The organism is Vibrio sp. SCSIO 43137 (assembly GCF_028201475.1).
GTDB lineage: Bacteria > Pseudomonadota > Gammaproteobacteria > Enterobacterales > Vibrionaceae > Vibrio.
This window is the reverse complement of sequence record NZ_CP116383.1, coordinates 2,204,079-2,221,364: the sequence shown is the minus strand read 5'-3', so window position 1 is coordinate 2,221,364 and position 17,286 is coordinate 2,204,079. Positions and strand designations below refer to the sequence as shown.

Sequence of the window (17,286 nt, the reverse complement as noted above, 5' to 3'; positions counted from 1 at the left end):
CTCTAGTGCCCGTAAGTTCTTGGTTTTGTGTAGTGATCCATCAGAGGTACTGCCATATTGGCAATTAGGACAGCAAATGCCACACCGTCAGGGAATCCTCCCCAGATACGAATAATGTAAATCAGCAAACCGATAAGAGCCCCAAATATCAACCTGCCCTTAACGGTTGTTGAAGCCGTTACCGGATCAGTAGCAATAAAGAAGGCACCAATCATGGTTGCACCTGAGAATAGGGTGCAGCAGTGGTGATGCTTGCGTCTCTGGTGAGATTATGTAGCCAAGGCTGCTGACTAACAGCAATGTAGCAATCAGAGATACAGGGATATACCACTGAATAATCTTTTGACGGATAAGCAGCAGCCCACCGAGTAAGTAGGCCAGATTAACCCATTCCCAGCCCTTGCCGGCCAGTAAGGAATATATCGAGCTGTTAAGAAATTCTTCAGCAGATGCGCCGCCTGCAATGGCCGTTTTAAACCCATCCAGCGGGGTTGCCATGGTTATGCCGTCTATACTTGTCCGCACTTGCTGAAGGGAGAGACCGTCATCACTGAATCCGGTAAAGATCAGTTTCCATGCATCATACAGGCTGACACTGTTCGGGCTAAGGTCGCCCGGTGCAATCCAGCTTGTCATCTGAACCGGAAAGGAGACAAGTAAAACTATATAGGCCACCATTGCCGGATTAAACGGATTCTGACCTAAGCCGCCGTATAGGTGTTTGGCGACCACTACGGCAAAAAACAGACCGATAAACAGTATCCACCAGGGGGATAACGGCGGTATAGCCACGGCCAGCAGCCATGCGGTTACAATCACACTGTGATCTCTCAGGGCAGACATTGGGTGACGTTTTCTGAGTAACATCACTCCGGCTTCGAGTGCAACTGCCATTATGAGAGCAATTAGCAGTTGCAGGAGTGTACCCCAGCCGAAAAAGTAGCTCTGGGCTGCGAGTCCCGGCAGGGCGGCTAGCAGAACCCATTTCATTAGCTCAGTGGTTCTCTTCTTACTATGAGCATGAGGTGAGCTGGCAATAAATAGAGCCACTAGTCAGTCTCCTTTGTATCATTTTGCAACTGTTCTTTTTGCGCTTTTCTTGCTTTTGCCCTTGCAATAGCGGCAGCAACAGCGGCTTTCTTCTTATCTTGCTCAGGCTGAGCTTGCTCTGCTTCAGGTTCAGAAGGTTTAGCTGTTTCAGTATCAGCACTTTCTTGCTTCGCTTTTCTTGCTTTCGCTCTGGCAATAGCGGCAGCGACAACAGCTTTCTTTTTATCCTGCTCAGGCTGAGCTTGCTCTATTTCTGGTTCAGAAGGCTCGCTGGTTTCAGCTTTAGCGTTTTCCTGCTGCGCTTTCTTCGCTTTCGCTCTGTCAATAGCAGCAGCGACAGCAGCTTTCTTTTTATCCTGCTCAGGCTGAGCTTGCTCTGTTTCTGGATCAGAGGATTCAGCTGCTTCAGTTTTAGCATTTTCCTGCTGCGCTTTCTTCGCTTTTGCCCTGGCAATAGCAGCAGCGACAGCAGCTTTCTTTTTATCCTGCTCAGGCTGAGCTTGCTCTGTTTCTGGATCAGAAGATTCAGCTGTTTCAGCTTTAGCATTTTCCTGTTGCGCTTTCTTCGCTTTCGCCCTTGCAATAGCGGCAGCAACAGCGGCTTTCTTCTTGTCCTGTTCAGGCTGAATTTGCTCTGTTTCAGGCTCAGAAGATTCGGCTGGTTTAGCATCTGCTTGCTGTGCTTTCTTCGCTTTCGCTCTGGCAATAGCAGCAGCGACAGCAGCTTTCTTTTTATCCTGCTCAGGCTGCACTTGCTCTGTTTCTGGTTCAGAGGATTCAGCTGCTTCAGTTTTAGCATTTTCCTGCTGCGCTTTTTTCGCTTTCGCTCTGGCAATTGCTGCGGCAACAGCATCCTTTTTGGTTTCGGAGCTTGCAGATTCTGAATCTTGTTGTGCTTTAGATTCTTTTTCCGCTCTTCTTTCACGGGCCAGTCGCTTGCGTTCTTCCCGCAGCTTGGCCATTTCACTGTTGTCCGGTGTCTGTTCGCCGGACTTGGCTGCTTCAGCTTGCTTAGCTTTTGCTCTGGCTATTGCGGCAGCTACCGCTGACTTGGCTGATGGTTCAGCGGCGGAAGATTTCGATTTAACGCGGGCAATAGCAGCTGCAATAGCGTCAGATTCACCGCTATTTTTGCTCTCTTTACGGCGATCTTCAGCGGCTTTCTTAAAGCGATTTTCACGCTCAGCTTTGTCTCTTTCCAGTCTGGCTTTTTTCTGCTCAAATCGTTGTTTGGCTCTGTCAGAGGCCAGTTTTTCTTCAGCGTTGATTTTTATCTCAGCTTTTGCCTGACGATAGTAATGAACCAGAGGAATTTCACTCGGGCAGACATAGGCACAAGCACCACACTCTATACAGTCAGCGATATTCAGCTCTTCACACTTGTCGTGGTCTTTATCTTTTGAGTACCAAAACAGTTGTTGAGGCAGCAGTGAGGCAGGGCAGGCTTCAGCGCACTGTCCGCAGCGGATACAGGCTGTCTCGTAATGCTTAGGAGATATCTCTTTTTTGGTTGGTGCCAGAATACAGTTCGCTGTTTTGGTTATTGGTGCCCGGCTGTCTGGCAGGGCAAAGCCCATCATAGGGCCGCCCATAATCAGGCGGGGATATTTTTTATCGGCCTGATAGTTAAACTCTTCAAGCAGGGCTTCAACAGGTGTGCCCAGTTTTACCCAGACGTTCTGAGGCTGCTTAAAGGCATTACCAGTCAGGGTAACCACTCTTTCGATAAGTGGCTCACCATCAATGACGGCGCGCTTTATGGCGTAGACAGAGGCCACGTTTTGTACCAGAACGCCAATATCCGCCGGAATACCACCTTTTGGTACTTCTTTATTGGTCAGTATCTTTATAAGTTGCTTTTCGCCGCCAGACGGATATTTAGTTGGTATTGCGCGGATAACAATATCCAGATTAATGGCAGCCTGTTGCAGAGCCTCTATCGCTTCCGGCTTATTATCTTCAACCGCAACTACAACCAGTTCCGGCTTAAGGATATGCGAGACAATCTCAATCCCCTGAACAAACTCGTCAGCATGCTCGCGCATTAGCATGTCATCAGCAGTGATGTAAGGCTCGCACTCTGCGGCATTGATAATCAGAATATTGGTTTTCGCCATACCGGACTGAATTTTTCTGGCTGTAGGGAAGCCTGCGCCACCCATACCGGCAATACCGGCTTGACGGATAACCTCTATCAGTTCATCAGGAGAGTGAGATCTAAAATCGTCGATGGCCTCTTTTTGTAGCCACTGCTCTTTTCCGTCTGGTGCCAACACAATACTGAGTTCAGTAAGACCTGAAGGATGTGCGGTCAGTCTTGGTTCAATAGCGGTAATTGTGCCTGAAGTCGGTGCGTGTACCGGAAGCATAAAGCTGGCAGTAAATTTAGTGAGTTGCTGGCCTTTTAATACTTGATCGCCGACCTGAACATTTAAGTCACCCGGGCGGCCGATATGTTGTTTCAGAGGAAGAATAAGTTCATGTGGCGTGCTTGCTCTGGCAATCGGCTTTTGGGTCGACTGCTGCTTATTTTCCTGCGGATGAACGCCTCCGGGAAAACTCCAGATATGGCCATGACGAATCTGTTCAACGAGTGATAACTTAGCCATTGTTATTCCACGGCCTCTGTCTTTTTATTGGTGATATCTACAACGGGAATCGCATTTAGCTGCCATTTCCAGGTATCTATTGTTGTTTCAACGGGGATCATTTCAATACAGTCAGTCGGGCAGGGGGCAACACAAAGGTCACATCCGGTGCACTCGCTTTTGATAACGGTATGCAGTGCTTTCGTTCCGCCTACAATGGCATCAACCGGACAAGCCTGAATACATTTAGTGCAGCCGATGCACATATCTTCATGAATAAAGGCGACGGTTTTAACCGGCTCTTCACCCTCACTGGCATAATCGGCAGGGTCGACACCCATTAACTCAGCAATGTTCTCTATGGCAGCCTGTCCGCCGGGAGTACATTTGGTAATATCGTCGCCATTAGCGATGGCCTCTGCATAGGGGCGGCAGCCGGGGTAACCACACTGTCCACACTGAGTCTGAGGTAGTACAGCATCTATCTTTTCTACAATCGGGTCAGCTTCAACCTTAAAGCGCACAGAGGCAAAGCCAAGGAAGGCACCGAATATGGCAGCAAGTACCGCAATCGCGATGATGGCAATTAAAATAGCATCCATTACAACTTCACCAACCCTGTAAAGCCCATAAAGGCTAGTGACATCAAGCCTGCTGTGATCATGGCTATAGAAGCACCTTTAAAGGGGGCCGGAACATCTGCTGCCGCAATTCTTTCTCGGATGGAGGCAAACAAAATCAGAACCAGTGAGAAACCGACTGCTGCACCGAAGCCATAAATAATGGACTCGATAAAATCATGATTTTCGTTAATGTTAAGCAGTGCAACACCGAGAACGGCGCAGTTGGTGGTGATCAACGGCAGGAAAATACCCAGCAGGCGATATAAGGTCGGGCTGGTTTTATGTACCAGCATCTCGGTAAACTGAACCACGAAAGCGATAACCAGAATAAAACTCATGGTTCTCAGGTAACTTATTCCAAGCGGAGTGAGGATATAGGTTTCCACCAGATAGGCGCAAACCGATGCCAGTGTCAGCACAAATGTTGTTGCTAAGCCCATACCTATTGCAGTTTCCAGTTTCTTGGAAACACCCATAAAGGGGCATAAGCCTAAAAATTTTACAAGCACAAAGTTGTTAACCAGCACAGTGCCAACTAACAACAGCAAATATTCAGTCATGGTTAATTGAGTTCAGGAAAACCAGAATGCCGCATTATCCCGCTTTGACATCTTAATAACAACTATAGATCGTTAGGGTTATTCGTTATCTGGTTATTTTTTGACAATTAATCTGCTAAGGGTAAAGATTTGTTATTACTGTTTATATGGTACTGATAATTATTATCATTTTCGCGTTGGTGAGCGGGTATTTGCATTCAGGCTGCATAAATCAGATAGCTGGACAGAAGAAGATACAAAATGGCGTTGATTCTATTTATCCATACCTTGCTATGTTCAGTAAACAGAGTGCGTGCCTTATAGGCTAAAAGTGCATAGCTGGCATGGGCACAGATAAAGGCCAGACAAAAAATGGTTACCAGCATGGAAAACTGCGTTATGTAGCTCTCTTTTGCATCAACAAAGTGCGGAAAAACAGAACAAAAAAACAGAATTGCATTTGGGTTAGAGAATTGCAGTAAAAAGCCTTCGCTGAATACGCTGCGTTTTTGGAAAGCGTCAGTTTGAGTGCCTCCCTGAGGTGTTATTTCAGTAAACCACATTTTGAACGCCAGACGCAGCAGGTAAGCCGCGCCGAAATAGGAGATGAACCGAAAGGCCTGTGGTGATGACATAAGTAAAAGACCAAGCCCCGAAGCAGACAAAACAGCGACAGCGCATACGCCTAATGTAAGGCCTGAAATACCAATTACAGAGCCATAAAATCCAAAGTTAATGGCATTGTTAATGGACTTAATAGTGCCCGGTCCCGGCATGTAAACCACTGCCAGTGCGATGGCAGCAAAGCTGTAATAGATATCCAAAATGTACCTCGCTTTAAAGTGAGGTACATTGTCACTATCTCGTTAGTCAGAGTGAAATACTCTTTAGCTAATGCTCTGATACATAATTAGTATCTGGCCTGCTAAGTGACTCTTTTACAGATGATTCCTTCAGCCATTTGACGGCATAGTCAACCATGGGGTGACTGCGCTCTGGGTTCCACACCATAGCGGCGGTTACCACTGAGATAGATTCAGCCAGTGGTACCAGTTTTACATTATTCGGTATCATGTTTTGCATACTCATTGGCACCAAAGCTATGCCCTGACCACAACTTACATAAGCGATTTGCGCTGCAATAGAGCGTACCTCATATAGAATGCGCGGATTAAAGCCACTGTGTCGGCACGCTTCAGTAAGGAGATCAAAGTAGCTCGGGTTCACCTGCCTTGATGACATAACAAAGGCTTCATTTGCTAAGTAACTAAGCTTGATTTGAGAATGAGTCACCATGTCGTGATTAACAGGAATAGCAATGCCTAGCCGATCCTCGGACAAAGGTAATGATTTCAGTTTTTTGCCCAGCTCACCTTCTACCCGGACAAACGCCAGATCCAGTTTACCTGTTGAGAGTGATTCAATAGCTTCGGCACTGTCTATCTCATTAACAAAGATGGTTATGGCCGGAAACACCTGCTTAAAGTGTTCGATTAAGGCGGGCACCACTTCAAACATGGCAGATGTTATAGAGCCGATATGCAGGACTCCGGACTGACCATTAGCAACCTCTTTTACTGTCTGCTCAAGAGAAAACATATGGTCAGCAAAACTTTGTACCAGTGGCAGGATGGCTTTACCGGCAGGGCTAAGTTTGGTCCCTCTGCGGGAGCGCTCGAACAGTGTCAGTTTTAGTGATTGTTCCAGCACCTTAATCTGTTCTGTTAATGGAGGCTGAGACATACCCAGCCTTTTAGCAGCGCGGCCAAAGTGTTCTTCCTCGGCAACAACCAGAAACAGGTATAACTTCTTTATCAAGCGGTAATCGATTTTACTCATATGTATCTTGCCCTCCCATGGGTGGTGCAGTGATAGCATCACACTTGCCCATATTGTAATACTTTTTAAGTATCACAGAGATAGTTAAATAGAAATTTACATATCAGTGCAGGGGTAAATAATAGGCAGACCAGTGAACAGAGCAGAGGTTTAGCCAGCAATGCACAATTCCCTACTTTATGTTGCTGATGTTAGCGGAAGTGGTTTTGGTCTAGGTTCGTTTTTGAGGATTGCTTATGCACTCGATAAGGAATCACTTAGCGTGTTACAGAATACAGCAGTTTTGTGCTTCACTAACAGATAGAAGCTTTCAGTAAGGTGACAATAATGGAAAGAAAAATCTCCCCTTTTGAATCTGTGATAATTCCCTTACAGATAGACGGTGTGGTGCTGGAAATATCAGCCATATACCGGATGGGCAAAAAGCCGCCTTTGGTGTTTTTGCATGGATTTGGTTCAACCAAAGAAGATTATGCAGACATCATCTTTTGTGAGGAGCTAAATGATCACGGTTTTATTGCTTACGATTTTCCGGGCTGTGGTGAAACAATTTGTGCAGTTCTAGAAGCGATATCTATAGGTTTTTTTGTAAAAACTGCGCTGGCGGTACTAGAGCATTTTGATGTCGAAAAGTTTCACCTTTTAGGCCACTCAATGGGAGGACTTACTTCGCTGATACTGGCTGATCAGAACAAAGAGAGGGTTTTGAGCTTTACCGATATTGAAGGCAACATTGCGCCCGAGGACTGTTTTTTGAGCCGACAGATCATCAATTATCCTGCTGATAGCGCGAAAGAGTTTTTTGATAACTTTATTGCGAGAACACGCCATGCCACTGATTATGCGAGTGCGCTGTATTCTGCCAGTTTGCGTCATAAGGTGAGAGCAGAAGCAGTGAAGCCAATTTTTACTTCTATGGTGGATCTATCTGATAACGGTGAGCTAATGGATAAGTTCCTTGGTTTGCCATGCCCGGTGATGTTTATGTTTGGCGAACAGAATCGCAGCCTTTCTTACCTTCCCCATATAGAAGCGGAAGGAGTAATGCTGGCTGAGGTGCCAAATTGTGGCCATTTCCCTATGTATTCAAACCCAGCCTGTATGTGGAAGTTTATCAGTGAAAATATTCAAAGAACCTTAATAGCAGAATAGCGTTATGTATTAGATGAGTTAACACTTCAACTATTTGAAAATAGCTGTTTTATGCTCTCTTTGGGCGTTGCCTTCCTTTAGTCTGTCACGGTCTCCGGAAGGCTTTTTTGTATCTGCAACATTTGTTTTAAACAAACCAGTCGCTTAGAACGAAAAAAGCCACCTCTTGCGAGATGGCTCTTTTACTAAATATGGCTCCCCCTGCGGGACCCGAACGGGCAGGCCTTCCTGCTGCGACATTGGTTTTGAATAAACCATTCGCTTAGAACGAAAAAAGCCACCTCTTGCGAGATGGCTTCTTTACTAAATATGGCTCCCCCTGCGGGACCCGAACGGGCCGGCCATCCGGCTGCGACATTCTGTTTGTCAAAATAGCAGATACGAAAAAGCCGCAACAAATGCTGCGGCTTTCTCTTAATATGGCTCCCCCTGCGGGACTCGAACCTGCGACATACGGATTAACAGTCCGCCGTTCTACCAACTGAACTAAGGGGGAATCGAATAGGAGCGCATCTTAGCCAGCAGCAAAGTTTCTGTCAATACTCTAAGGGTAAGAAAACACAAATAAATTAATAAAAAAAAGATTGATTTTCCTGTATCCCGCACAAGCAAAAGGCTTGACTTAGTTATCCACCAAATTTGTGGATAAGTGTGTTGATTAAACTTTAACAACAAATAACGGATTTTTATTAGAGCTTATGCTTTAAAGTTGGTGAATTTAACACTATGTAAAATAAGGTTTTTTTAATTCAGTAAAAAAGGCAGAGTTGTGATTAACTTTTGTTCAGAACAAAAAAACGACTGAAATAGCAAAATTCTGGGGAAAACAGGTGGATTAAATTGATAGAAAAATCAGCGTTGAAAGGCTGAAGGGCCTGAGAGTTTAGCAAAATTTAAACACAGATACCAGCTTAAATTTAACGTTTTTTTGCTATAGCCAGATATATTCAAATTGGATCTAAAAAGAATATTTTTCATAGCTATAGAGAGTCTTTCAAAACGATACACTATACTGTATTTTTATACAGATATTGGCTTTTGTAATTGTCTTCGGCTTAAATGGCTGGCGTAGATTAGAGTAGGAACGTAATGAGTAAAGTATTTGAACTGGTTTCAGATTATAAACCTTCGGGTGATCAGCCAACAGCGATAAAACAGCTATTGGATGGTCTTGAATCAGGACTGGCACATCAGACCCTGCTAGGGGTTACCGGTTCAGGTAAAACCTTTACGCTGGCCAACGTGATTGCTGAGTCAAACCGCCCAGCAATATTGCTGGCTCCAAACAAGACACTGGCGGCACAGCTATACGGAGAGATGAAGAGCTTCTTTCCAAACAATTCTGTGGAGTATTTTGTTTCTTACTATGATTACTATCAGCCCGAAGCCTATGTTCCGACGACAGATACCTTTATTGAAAAGGATGCCTCAGTAAACGCCCATATTGAACAGATGCGTCTGTCGGCCACCAAAGCCTTGCTGGAACGTAAGGATGCCATTATCGTTGCTTCTGTATCCGCTATTTACGGTCTGGGTGACCCGGACTCTTACTTAAAAATGATGTTACATGTTTGCCGCGGCGACATTATTGATCAAAGGGATATTTTACGAAGGCTGGCGGAGTTGCAATATAGCCGCAACGAAGTGGCGTTTGAACGGGGGCAGTTTCGTGTCAGGGGAGAGGTGATTGATATCTTCCCGGCAGAATCCGATCAACAGGCAGTACGTCTTGAGCTGTTCGATGATGAAATAGAGTGTATCAGCTTGTTTGACCCTCTGACGGGAGCCATCATTCAGCGCGATCTGCCTCGTTTTACCATTTATCCTAAAACTCACTATGTGACTCCAAGGGAAAGAATTCTCGATGCTGTGGAAAATATCAAAGCCGAGTTAAAACAGCGTCAGACCTATCTTCTGGAAAACAATAAATTACTGGAAGAGCAGCGAATCTCTCAGAGAACCCAGTTTGATATAGAGATGATGAACGAACTGGGCTTCTGCTCCGGTATAGAAAACTACTCCCGATATCTGAGCGGAAGAGCCGAGGGTGAGCCGCCACCGACTCTGTTTGATTATCTTCCTGCTGATGGTTTGCTGATTATTGATGAATCCCACGTAACGGTTTCACAGATTGGTGCCATGTATAAAGGTGACCGATCCCGTAAGGAGACGCTGGTAGAGTTTGGCTTCCGTCTGCCTTCAGCACTGGACAACCGCCCTCTGAAGTTTGAAGAGTTTGAAACCATTTCACCGCAAACTATTTTTGTTTCCGCCACGCCGGGTAATTATGAACTGGAAAAATCCGATGGTGATGTAGCCGATCAGGTTGTGCGGCCTACCGGCTTGCTTGATCCTGAACTGGAAGTGCGACCCGTCGCCACTCAGGTTGATGATCTGCTTTCTGAGATTCGTCAGCGCGCTGAAAAAGATGAGCGGGTATTGGTAACCACTCTGACAAAAAGAATGGCTGAAGACTTAACGGAATATCTTCACGAACACGGAGTAAGAGTACGTTATCTGCACTCAGATATTGATACCGTAGAACGGGTAGAGATTATCCGCGATTTAAGACTGGGTGAGTTTGATGCCTTAGTGGGTATTAACTTACTTCGTGAGGGTCTCGATATGCCGGAGGTCTCGCTGGTGGCGATTCTGGATGCTGATAAAGAGGGTTTCCTGAGATCGGAGCGTTCACTGATTCAGACCATAGGACGTGCGGCTCGTAACCTGAAAGGGAAAGCGATCCTTTATGCTGACTCGGTGACTAAGTCGATGAAGAAAGCAATGGATGAAACCAACCGGCGCAGAGAAAAACAGCAAGCCTATAATCAGGAAAATGGATTGGTACCAAAAGCCCTTAGCCGCAACGTAAAAGATATTATGGAGATTGGCGATATCGCCAAAACCCGCAGTAAGAAGGCGTCGAAACAGGTACCTCTGTCTAAAGTGGCAGAGCCTTCAAAAAGCTATGTGGCTCTCTCGCCCCAACAACTGGAAAAAGAGATTCAGAAGCTGGAATCAGAGATGTATCAGCACGCTCAGAATCTTGAATTTGAGTTAGCAGCAGAGAAGAGAGATAAGATCGATAAATTGCGCCAACAGTTTATTGCTAATAGCTGATTTGATGTGACCGGGGGAGCTTGCTGGTTTTCCCGCCAAGAGCTTCAGGCAAAAAAATAGCCAACAGGAAATTGCTCCGGTTGGCTTCATTCTGTGGATATTAGATCCACTAACAACGTCAGTTGGCTAGGTGACCCGAAGGTCAATATAATCTAAGCAGGATACATGCCACTATTCCCACCTTGATTTTAAGCGTATTTATTTCTATTCGAGTAATTTAATTTGCATTTTGCAATGCGGATTGCAATGATTATGGCAATATGCAATAAAAAAAGTGGTAAGAAGGTATAAAAATACCCGCCCTGTTATAAAAATAAATGGCTAGGATATGAATAATTCGACTTCGGTTCAAAAAAGCAAATATCTGCTTATGGTAGAGGATACTGCGTCTGTTGCTGCCCTTTATCGCTCTTTTCTTTCCCCTCTCGGTATCCAAATCGATATTGTCAGTAGTGGCAGGGAGGCGCTGGAAAGACTAAAAACCCGTACTCCTGACCTAATCCTGCTTGATCTCCGGTTGCCGGATATGACAGGTATGGACGTTCTACATAGCACCAAAAAACTTTATCCGGATGTACCTATTATCTTTATGACGGCTCATGGCTCTATCGACACGGCCGTAGAAGCGATGCGTTATGGTGCACAGGACTTCCTGATTAAGCCCTGCGAGGCAGACAGGCTCAGGGTTACGGTCAACAATGCCATCCGTAAGGCAGAAAAAATTAAGATTGGCGTTGAACATAAACGCGATGGGTCTAATAACTATCAGGGTTTTATAGGCAGTAGCCAGACCATGCAGGCTGTCTACAAAACCATTGACTCAGCGGCACCGAGTAAGGCCAGTATTTTTATTACCGGGGAGAGTGGTACCGGTAAAGAGGTGTGTGCAGAAGCGATTCACGCAGCCAGTAAAAGAAGAGATAAGCCGTTTATTGCCATTAACTGCGCTGCCATCCCGAAAGACTTAATTGAGAGTGAACTGTTTGGTCATGTTAAAGGTGCTTTTACCGGTGCAGCGTCGGAGCGGGAAGGTGCTGCCGAGCTTGCTGATGGCGGAACCCTGTTTCTTGATGAACTGTGTGAAATGGATTTAGACCTGCAGACGAAACTGCTGCGCTTTATTCAGACGGGTACCTTCCAGAAAGTTGGTTCATCAAAGATGAAGAGTGTTGATGTGCGATTTGTTTGTGCCACCAACCGTGACCCGTGGAAGGAAGTACAGGAAGGGCGATTCCGCGAAGACTTGTATTATCGTTTGTATGTTATCCCTCTACACCTTCCTCCTTTGAGAGAGAGGGGAGAGGATGTCGTGGAAATTGCTTATTCCCTGCTTGGATTTATTTCGCTGGAGGAAGAGAAAGATTTCGCCCGATTTTCTGATGAGGTAGTAAAACGTTTTGTAGACTATGAATGGCCGGGTAATGTTCGTCAGTTACAGAATGTACTCAGAAATGCCGTGGTATTAAATCAGGGTAAAGAGATTAATTTGAGCATGTTACCACCGCCAATTAATCAACCTAGCACAGAAATTGCTTTAGCCAAGGATAATGATGTAACTGAACAGCCGATTGTCTATTCTGAACAAGATATTACTCCGCTATGGAAGGTAGAGAGAAGGACAATCGAACAGGCGATAGATGCATGTAATGGAAATGTACCTAAAGCAGCGAATGCGTTGGAGGTGAGTCCATCTACCATCTACAGAAAAATTCAGGCATGGAATGCATTACCGGAAAACTGAGTTCCGGATATAGCCTGATAACGGAAGAGAAGGGAAGGAGCAAACGTGGCTGAGTATTTAAATGCAAACAAAATTGACGACTTAAGCAACGAGATTGGTCAGGATAACCTGCCGGTGCTGCTGGACATCTTTTTAGGTGAACTTAACGGCTATCAAACTGAGCTATCGTCTGACAGAGACGGGCTAGAGACCCGCCTTGGGGATATCAGTCATGCCCTGAAAAGCAGTGCAGCCAGTTTTGGCGCGGAAAATCTTTGTCAGGTAGCGACAAACATTGATGCTCAGGTTAAAGCCGGTGAGAAAATCAACACCTTAGAAAACCGCGAATCTATTCTCTCCAGCATTGAGAAAACGATTCGCGCTTATGATGGTCTGTTTGATTAGAGATCTTTTCGTATAGAGAACCGTTAACTCAGTTGGGCAAGAATTGCCTGACTGAGTTTTTCTCTGTCATGACGCCAGTCACGGTTTGGTGAGGCGAGTTCAGTGGTGACACAGTTCCACTCTTTCTCCAGCTCAGGATGAGGTGTATCGCCCAGCACAACATCCAGCTTTCTTCCCCGGCATGCCCTTTCACACCACTCTAGCTTTTGTCGTAATGTCATTCTTCCGGCCGGACCATATTCGGGTGAAAGATTTTCGACAAAAATCAGTTTGGCCTTGGTATTGTTGAGGATTGCCTGTCCGATTTCCGGCAAAAGAAGCGGTGGCATTATGCTGGTAAGAAAGCTACCGGGGCCTAACACTATGCAATCGGCGTTCTCAATGGCGCTGATGCCTTCCTGAGTAGCCGGTACTTCAGGTTCAAGATCAAGGCGCTGCAGATCTTCTTCCATCTCATCCACACTGGTTTCACCATGTATCCACTTGCCATTAACAGAGAGTGCTTTTAAATCAGAAGGGTGCTCAGACATGGGGACAATCCGCACATCTACTTTTAGCATGCTACGGATCAGCTGGATTGCTTCCAGTGGCCTGACGGAAAGGTTATCCAGCGAGGCAAGCATTAAGTTGCCAAGGTTATGACCATCCAGTTCTCCGGTACCTTTAAAGCGGTACTCGAACATCATTGAACCGATAGAGGGCTCGGTTATCAGCTGATTGATGCAGTTGCGGGTATCTCCCCAAGCGATTCCCCCCTGACAATAACGAATCCGGCCGGTTGAACCGCCGTTGTCAGTGGTGGCCACTATGCCGGTCGCGTTGGATTGGAACTCCTTAAGCGCAGATAGCATGCGTCCGAGACCATGGCCGCCTCCTATGGCGACGATTTTTTTGTTGTTATAAATTGTCATATTTTCAATCATTTTTACATATGGTTTGATAATTTATCTTAAGCAAAATCGTGATCAAATTATCCCTAACTATTTTGAGGTATTCACTCGATTTTTGACTCCGGACGGTAGAATTCTATACTTATATTGAGTATTTTAACACGCAAGCTGTTGTTCATTTTGAGCGACTGCCATAACTCCGAGCCATCCTCGCTAAGTTTCAATTTTGATAGGCGTTTTTGGCCAGTGACATAATGTCACCAGGGTTTATTTAGAAATGAATAAGCCTCCCGTGTTTGGAAAGGTGTTCCGTGGCGATACAATTAGAAGATAAATTCCACCGCAAATTTTACTATTTGCGTCTTTCAGTTACAGATGTTTGTAACTTCAAATGCACATACTGTCTGCCCGATGGTTATAAACCGTCCGGGAAGAAAAACTTATCATTTTTATCTCTGCCTGAGATTAAGCGGGTGGTTGGTGCTTTCTCCGAGTGCGGTACCTCTAAGGTTCGTATTACTGGTGGTGAGCCAAGCCTGAGAAAAGATTTCACCGATATTGTTCACGCCATATCTTCAACGTCCGGTATCAAAAAAGTGGCTATGACCACCAACGGTTACCGTATGGCGAATCAGGTTGCCGACTGGAAAGACGCTGGCCTGACACATATTAATGTCAGTCTGGATAGCCTTGATCCGAGAATGTTCTACGAAATCACCGGAGAGAACAAGTTTGCTTCGGTTATGTCAGGCATAGATAAGGCATTTGAGGTTGGCTATGAACAGGTCAAAGTCAATGTTGTACTGATGAAAGATCTCAATAGTCAGGAGCTGCCTGCTTTCCTTAACTGGATTAAGCACCGTCCGATACAACTCAGATTTATTGAACTGATGCAGACTGGCGAAATGGATGAACTGTTTAATAAATATCATCAGTCCGGTGTCAGTATCCGTAACAAGCTTATTGCAGAAGGCTGGATTCAGAAGGTTAAAGAGGCCAACGACGGCCCTGCTCAAGTGTTTATCCACCCTGACTATCAGGGTGAGATTGGCCTGATTATGCCTTATGAGAAGAGCTTCTGCGAAAGCTGTAACCGCCTTCGCGTTTCAGCCACCGGCAAGCTGCATATGTGTTTGTTCGGCGAGCAGGGCATAGAGCTTCGGGATCTGTTACAACAGGACAATCAGTCTGAAGAGCTGATACACCGAATTCAGGCCGAATTACAAACTAAATCTAAAAGCCATTTCCTTCAGCAAGGAAAAACCGGCATGACTCCACACCTCGCCTCCATTGGCGGATAGACACTAATTACAAGGTGACACAATGGGACACGCAGTAAGTGAATTTAAGCCTGCAAATATTGCAGTTCTGACGGTTTCTGACACCCGTACGGAAGAGAATGATACCTCAGGTCAGTATTTTGTTGAGCAGCTAAAACAAGCGGGACACAATCTGGTTGATAAGAAAATCGTTATTGATGACCTATATAAAATCCGCGCTATTGTTTCTCAGTGGATCGCTGATGAAGAGGTACAAGTGGTCATGATCACCGGAGGTACGGGTTTTACTTCACGTGATAACACGCCTGAAGCACTGGTTCCTTTGTTTGATAAGCAGGTAGAAGGTTTTGGTGAACTGTTCAGACAGGTCTCTTATGAAGAGATTGGAACATCGACTATTCAGTCCCGCGCCATTGCCGGTTTTGCAAACCACACGGTTATTTTTGCCACGCCGGGCTCTACAGGCGCATGTAAAACAGCATGGACTAAGATTATCCAGCAGCAGTTAGATGCCAGCCACCGCCCTTGCAACTTTATGCCTCATTTAACGGTTTAATGATTATGGAACAGTTTACTCATATTAATGCGTCTGGTGAGGCGAATATGGTGGATGTCTCTGCCAAGCAGGAGACTGTGCGTGAAGCGAGAGCAGAAGCGTATGTACATATGTCTTCAGAAACACTGAATCTGATTGTTTCAGGCAGCCACCATAAAGGTGATGTGTTTGCCACTGCGCGTATTGCTGGTATTCAGGCTGCAAAAAGAACCTGGGATCTTATCCCTCTTTGCCATCCTTTATTGCTCTCTAAGGTTGAAGTTCAGTTAGAAGCAATCGAGAGTGAAAACAAAGTAAGAATTGAATCTGTCTGCAAACTGGCAGGTAAAACCGGCGTTGAGATGGAAGCACTTACAGCGGCTTCTGTTGCTGCACTGACTATTTACGATATGTGTAAGGCTGTGCAGAAAGATATGGTTATCGGGCAGGTACGTCTGCTTGAAAAGCAGGGTGGCAAGTCAGGACACTTTAAGGTGGAATCATGATTAAGGTACTGTTTTTTGCTCAGACTCGTGAGCTAATTGGGGTGGATAGTGTTGATGTTGACGCCGTTTATCCGACTGCCGAAGCGTTACGCTCAGAACTCGCAGCTAAAGGCGGCAAATGGGAACTGGCGTTAGAGTCTGGCAAGTTGCTGGTGGCAATCAACCAAACTATCTCTTCCCTTGATACAGAAATCAGCGAAGGGGACGAAGTTGCCTTTTTCCCGCCGGTAACAGGAGGCTAATCCATGAGCTACTCTGTTTCGGTCATCAGTGAAGATTTTTCTGTCGCTGATGAGTATGCACAATTAGCTGAAGGTACCTCTGCCGGTGCTGTTGCTATGTTCTCCGGTAAAGTAAGGGATATGAATCTTGGCGATAATGTCACAGGACTCACTCTGGAGCACTATCCCGGTATGACAGAGAAAGCTTTGTCAGAGATTTGTCAGCAGGCGCTTGAGCGCTGGCCACTTCTTAAGGTGCGGGTTATCCATCGTATTGGTGATCTTGATATCGGTGACCAGATAGTTTTTGTTGGGGTGACCAGTGCACACAGGGGAGCTTCGTTTGAAGCCTGTGAGTTTATTATGGATTACCTTAAAACTAAGGCTCCGTTCTGGAAAAAAGAGCGCACTACTGAAGAGTGCAGATGGGTAGACTCCAGAGATTCAGACCATAAGGCGGCTTCCCGCTGGGAAAAATAACACTCTTTAACCAAAGTGATGAATTATAAGCCAGGTGTAAACCTGACTTTTTTACATTCTTTTTATACATGTAAATCTATCTGTACATTATGCAGCTTATAATTTTGGTTTGGATGGGTTATGCTAGCTTATGATGCTAAAAGGCAAGTTATAGTTCAGCATAATATTCTGTAAAAAAGATAAATATATTAACTAGTTTTGTTCGTATGTAACTATGTGAAAAATAAAGGAAACACTAATATTGATATTTTTTAGTGTGATCATCATCACTTTCGTTCATGCAACTTATGAAAGAATGACTATCCGATAGTGAAGTGAATATATTTTACCTGATTCAG

15 protein-coding genes, 1 tRNA gene, 1 pseudogene and 1 riboswitch are annotated in these 17,286 nt (G+C 45.3%); of the genes and pseudogenes, 9 read left to right on the top strand and 8 right to left on the bottom strand.

The window, feature by feature from the left end; translation table 11 throughout:
• Positions 1-2 precede the first annotated feature (2 nt).
• The 6 genes and pseudogenes from rsxD to PK654_RS10305 form a co-directional block, all read right to left on the bottom strand.
• Positions 3-1,050 (bottom strand): annotated as a pseudogene (gene rsxD / locus PK654_RS10330) (electron transport complex subunit RsxD).
• On the bottom strand, positions 1,050-3,659 hold the full coding sequence (gene rsxC / locus PK654_RS10325; protein WP_271695714.1) for an electron transport complex subunit RsxC: 2,610 nt from the start codon (positions 3,657-3,659) through the stop codon (positions 1,050-1,052). The pseudogene rsxD and the gene rsxC overlap by 1 nt, the downstream one beginning before the upstream one ends.
• A 2-nt stretch (positions 3,660-3,661) precedes the next feature.
• A complete protein-coding gene (gene rsxB / locus PK654_RS10320) occupies positions 3,662-4,240 on the bottom strand; it encodes an electron transport complex subunit RsxB (RefSeq protein WP_271695713.1) in 579 nt (192 codons plus the stop codon).
• Positions 4,240-4,821, bottom strand: coding sequence for an electron transport complex subunit RsxA (gene rsxA, locus PK654_RS10315; RefSeq protein WP_271695712.1), 582 nt, complete (start codon positions 4,819-4,821; stop codon positions 4,240-4,242). The genes rsxB and rsxA overlap by 1 nt, the downstream gene beginning before the upstream one ends.
• 197 nt (positions 4,822-5,018) lie before the next feature.
• Complete coding sequence (locus PK654_RS10310; RefSeq protein ID WP_271695711.1) at positions 5,019-5,624, bottom strand: LysE family translocator; 606 nt, start codon at positions 5,622-5,624, stop codon at positions 5,019-5,021.
• Between the two features lie 67 nt (positions 5,625-5,691).
• On the bottom strand, positions 5,692-6,639 hold the full coding sequence (locus tag PK654_RS10305) for a LysR substrate-binding domain-containing protein (protein ID WP_271695710.1): 948 nt from the start codon (positions 6,637-6,639) through the stop codon (positions 5,692-5,694).
• A gap of 327 nt (positions 6,640-6,966) precedes the next feature.
• On the opposite strand from PK654_RS10305, the gene PK654_RS10300 reads away from it, so the two are divergent.
• Entirely contained in the window at positions 6,967-7,791 is an 825-nt protein-coding gene (locus PK654_RS10300; protein ID WP_271695709.1) for an alpha/beta fold hydrolase, read from the top strand.
• 420 nt (positions 7,792-8,211) lie between these two features.
• On the opposite strand, the gene PK654_RS10295 is transcribed toward PK654_RS10300, so the two are convergent.
• A tRNA-Asn gene (locus PK654_RS10295) sits at positions 8,212-8,287 on the bottom strand.
• Positions 8,288-8,880: 593 nt separating this feature from the next.
• On the opposite strand from PK654_RS10295, the gene uvrB reads away from it, so the two are divergent.
• The 3 genes from uvrB to PK654_RS10280 all read left to right on the top strand — a co-directional run bounded on the left by uvrB (position 8,881) and on the right by PK654_RS10280 (position 13,036).
• Positions 8,881-10,911 (top strand): excinuclease ABC subunit UvrB, encoded by a 2,031-nt coding sequence (gene uvrB / locus PK654_RS10290; RefSeq protein WP_271695708.1) that lies wholly within the window; start codon positions 8,881-8,883, stop codon positions 10,909-10,911.
• 328 nt (positions 10,912-11,239) lie between these two features.
• Positions 11,240-12,652, top strand: coding sequence for a quorum-sensing sigma-54 dependent transcriptional regulator LuxO (gene luxO / locus PK654_RS10285; RefSeq protein WP_271695707.1), 1,413 nt, complete (start codon positions 11,240-11,242; stop codon positions 12,650-12,652).
• A gap of 45 nt (positions 12,653-12,697) precedes the next feature.
• On the top strand, positions 12,698-13,036 hold the full coding sequence (locus tag PK654_RS10280; RefSeq protein WP_271695706.1) for an Hpt domain-containing protein: 339 nt from the start codon (positions 12,698-12,700) through the stop codon (positions 13,034-13,036).
• A gap of 23 nt (positions 13,037-13,059) precedes the next feature.
• Here the strand turns inward: PK654_RS10280 and PK654_RS10275 are convergent, their stop codons facing one another.
• Positions 13,060-13,947, bottom strand: coding sequence for a YvcK family protein (locus PK654_RS10275; protein WP_271695705.1), 888 nt, complete (start codon positions 13,945-13,947; stop codon positions 13,060-13,062).
• Between the two features lie 165 nt (positions 13,948-14,112).
• A riboswitch (molybdenum cofactor riboswitch) is annotated at positions 14,113-14,249 on the top strand.
• Here PK654_RS10275 and moaA point away from each other — a divergent pair.
• The 5 genes from moaA (at position 14,238) to moaE (ending at position 16,948) form a co-directional block, all read left to right on the top strand.
• Positions 14,238-15,227 carry a GTP 3',8-cyclase MoaA gene (gene moaA / locus PK654_RS10270; RefSeq protein ID WP_271695704.1) on the top strand — a complete coding sequence of 330 codons (990 nt, stop codon included), beginning with the start codon at positions 14,238-14,240 and terminating at the stop codon, positions 15,225-15,227. (Overlaps the previous riboswitch by 12 nt.)
• A 22-nt stretch (positions 15,228-15,249) precedes the next feature.
• Positions 15,250-15,762, top strand: a complete 513-nt coding sequence (moaB, locus tag PK654_RS10265; protein ID WP_271695703.1) for a molybdenum cofactor biosynthesis protein B — start codon at positions 15,250-15,252, stop codon at positions 15,760-15,762.
• A gap of 5 nt (positions 15,763-15,767) precedes the next feature.
• A complete protein-coding gene (gene moaC / locus PK654_RS10260) occupies positions 15,768-16,247 on the top strand; it encodes a cyclic pyranopterin monophosphate synthase MoaC (RefSeq protein WP_271695702.1) in 480 nt (159 codons plus the stop codon).
• Positions 16,244-16,489: a molybdopterin synthase sulfur carrier subunit gene (moaD, locus tag PK654_RS10255; protein WP_271695701.1), complete on the top strand. Its 246-nt coding sequence runs from the start codon at positions 16,244-16,246 to the stop codon at positions 16,487-16,489. The genes moaC and moaD overlap by 4 nt, the downstream gene beginning before the upstream one ends.
• Before the next feature lie 3 nt (positions 16,490-16,492).
• A complete protein-coding gene (gene moaE, locus PK654_RS10250) occupies positions 16,493-16,948 on the top strand; it encodes a molybdopterin synthase catalytic subunit MoaE (RefSeq protein ID WP_271695700.1) in 456 nt (151 codons plus the stop codon).
• Positions 16,949-17,286: the final 338 nt, after the last annotated feature.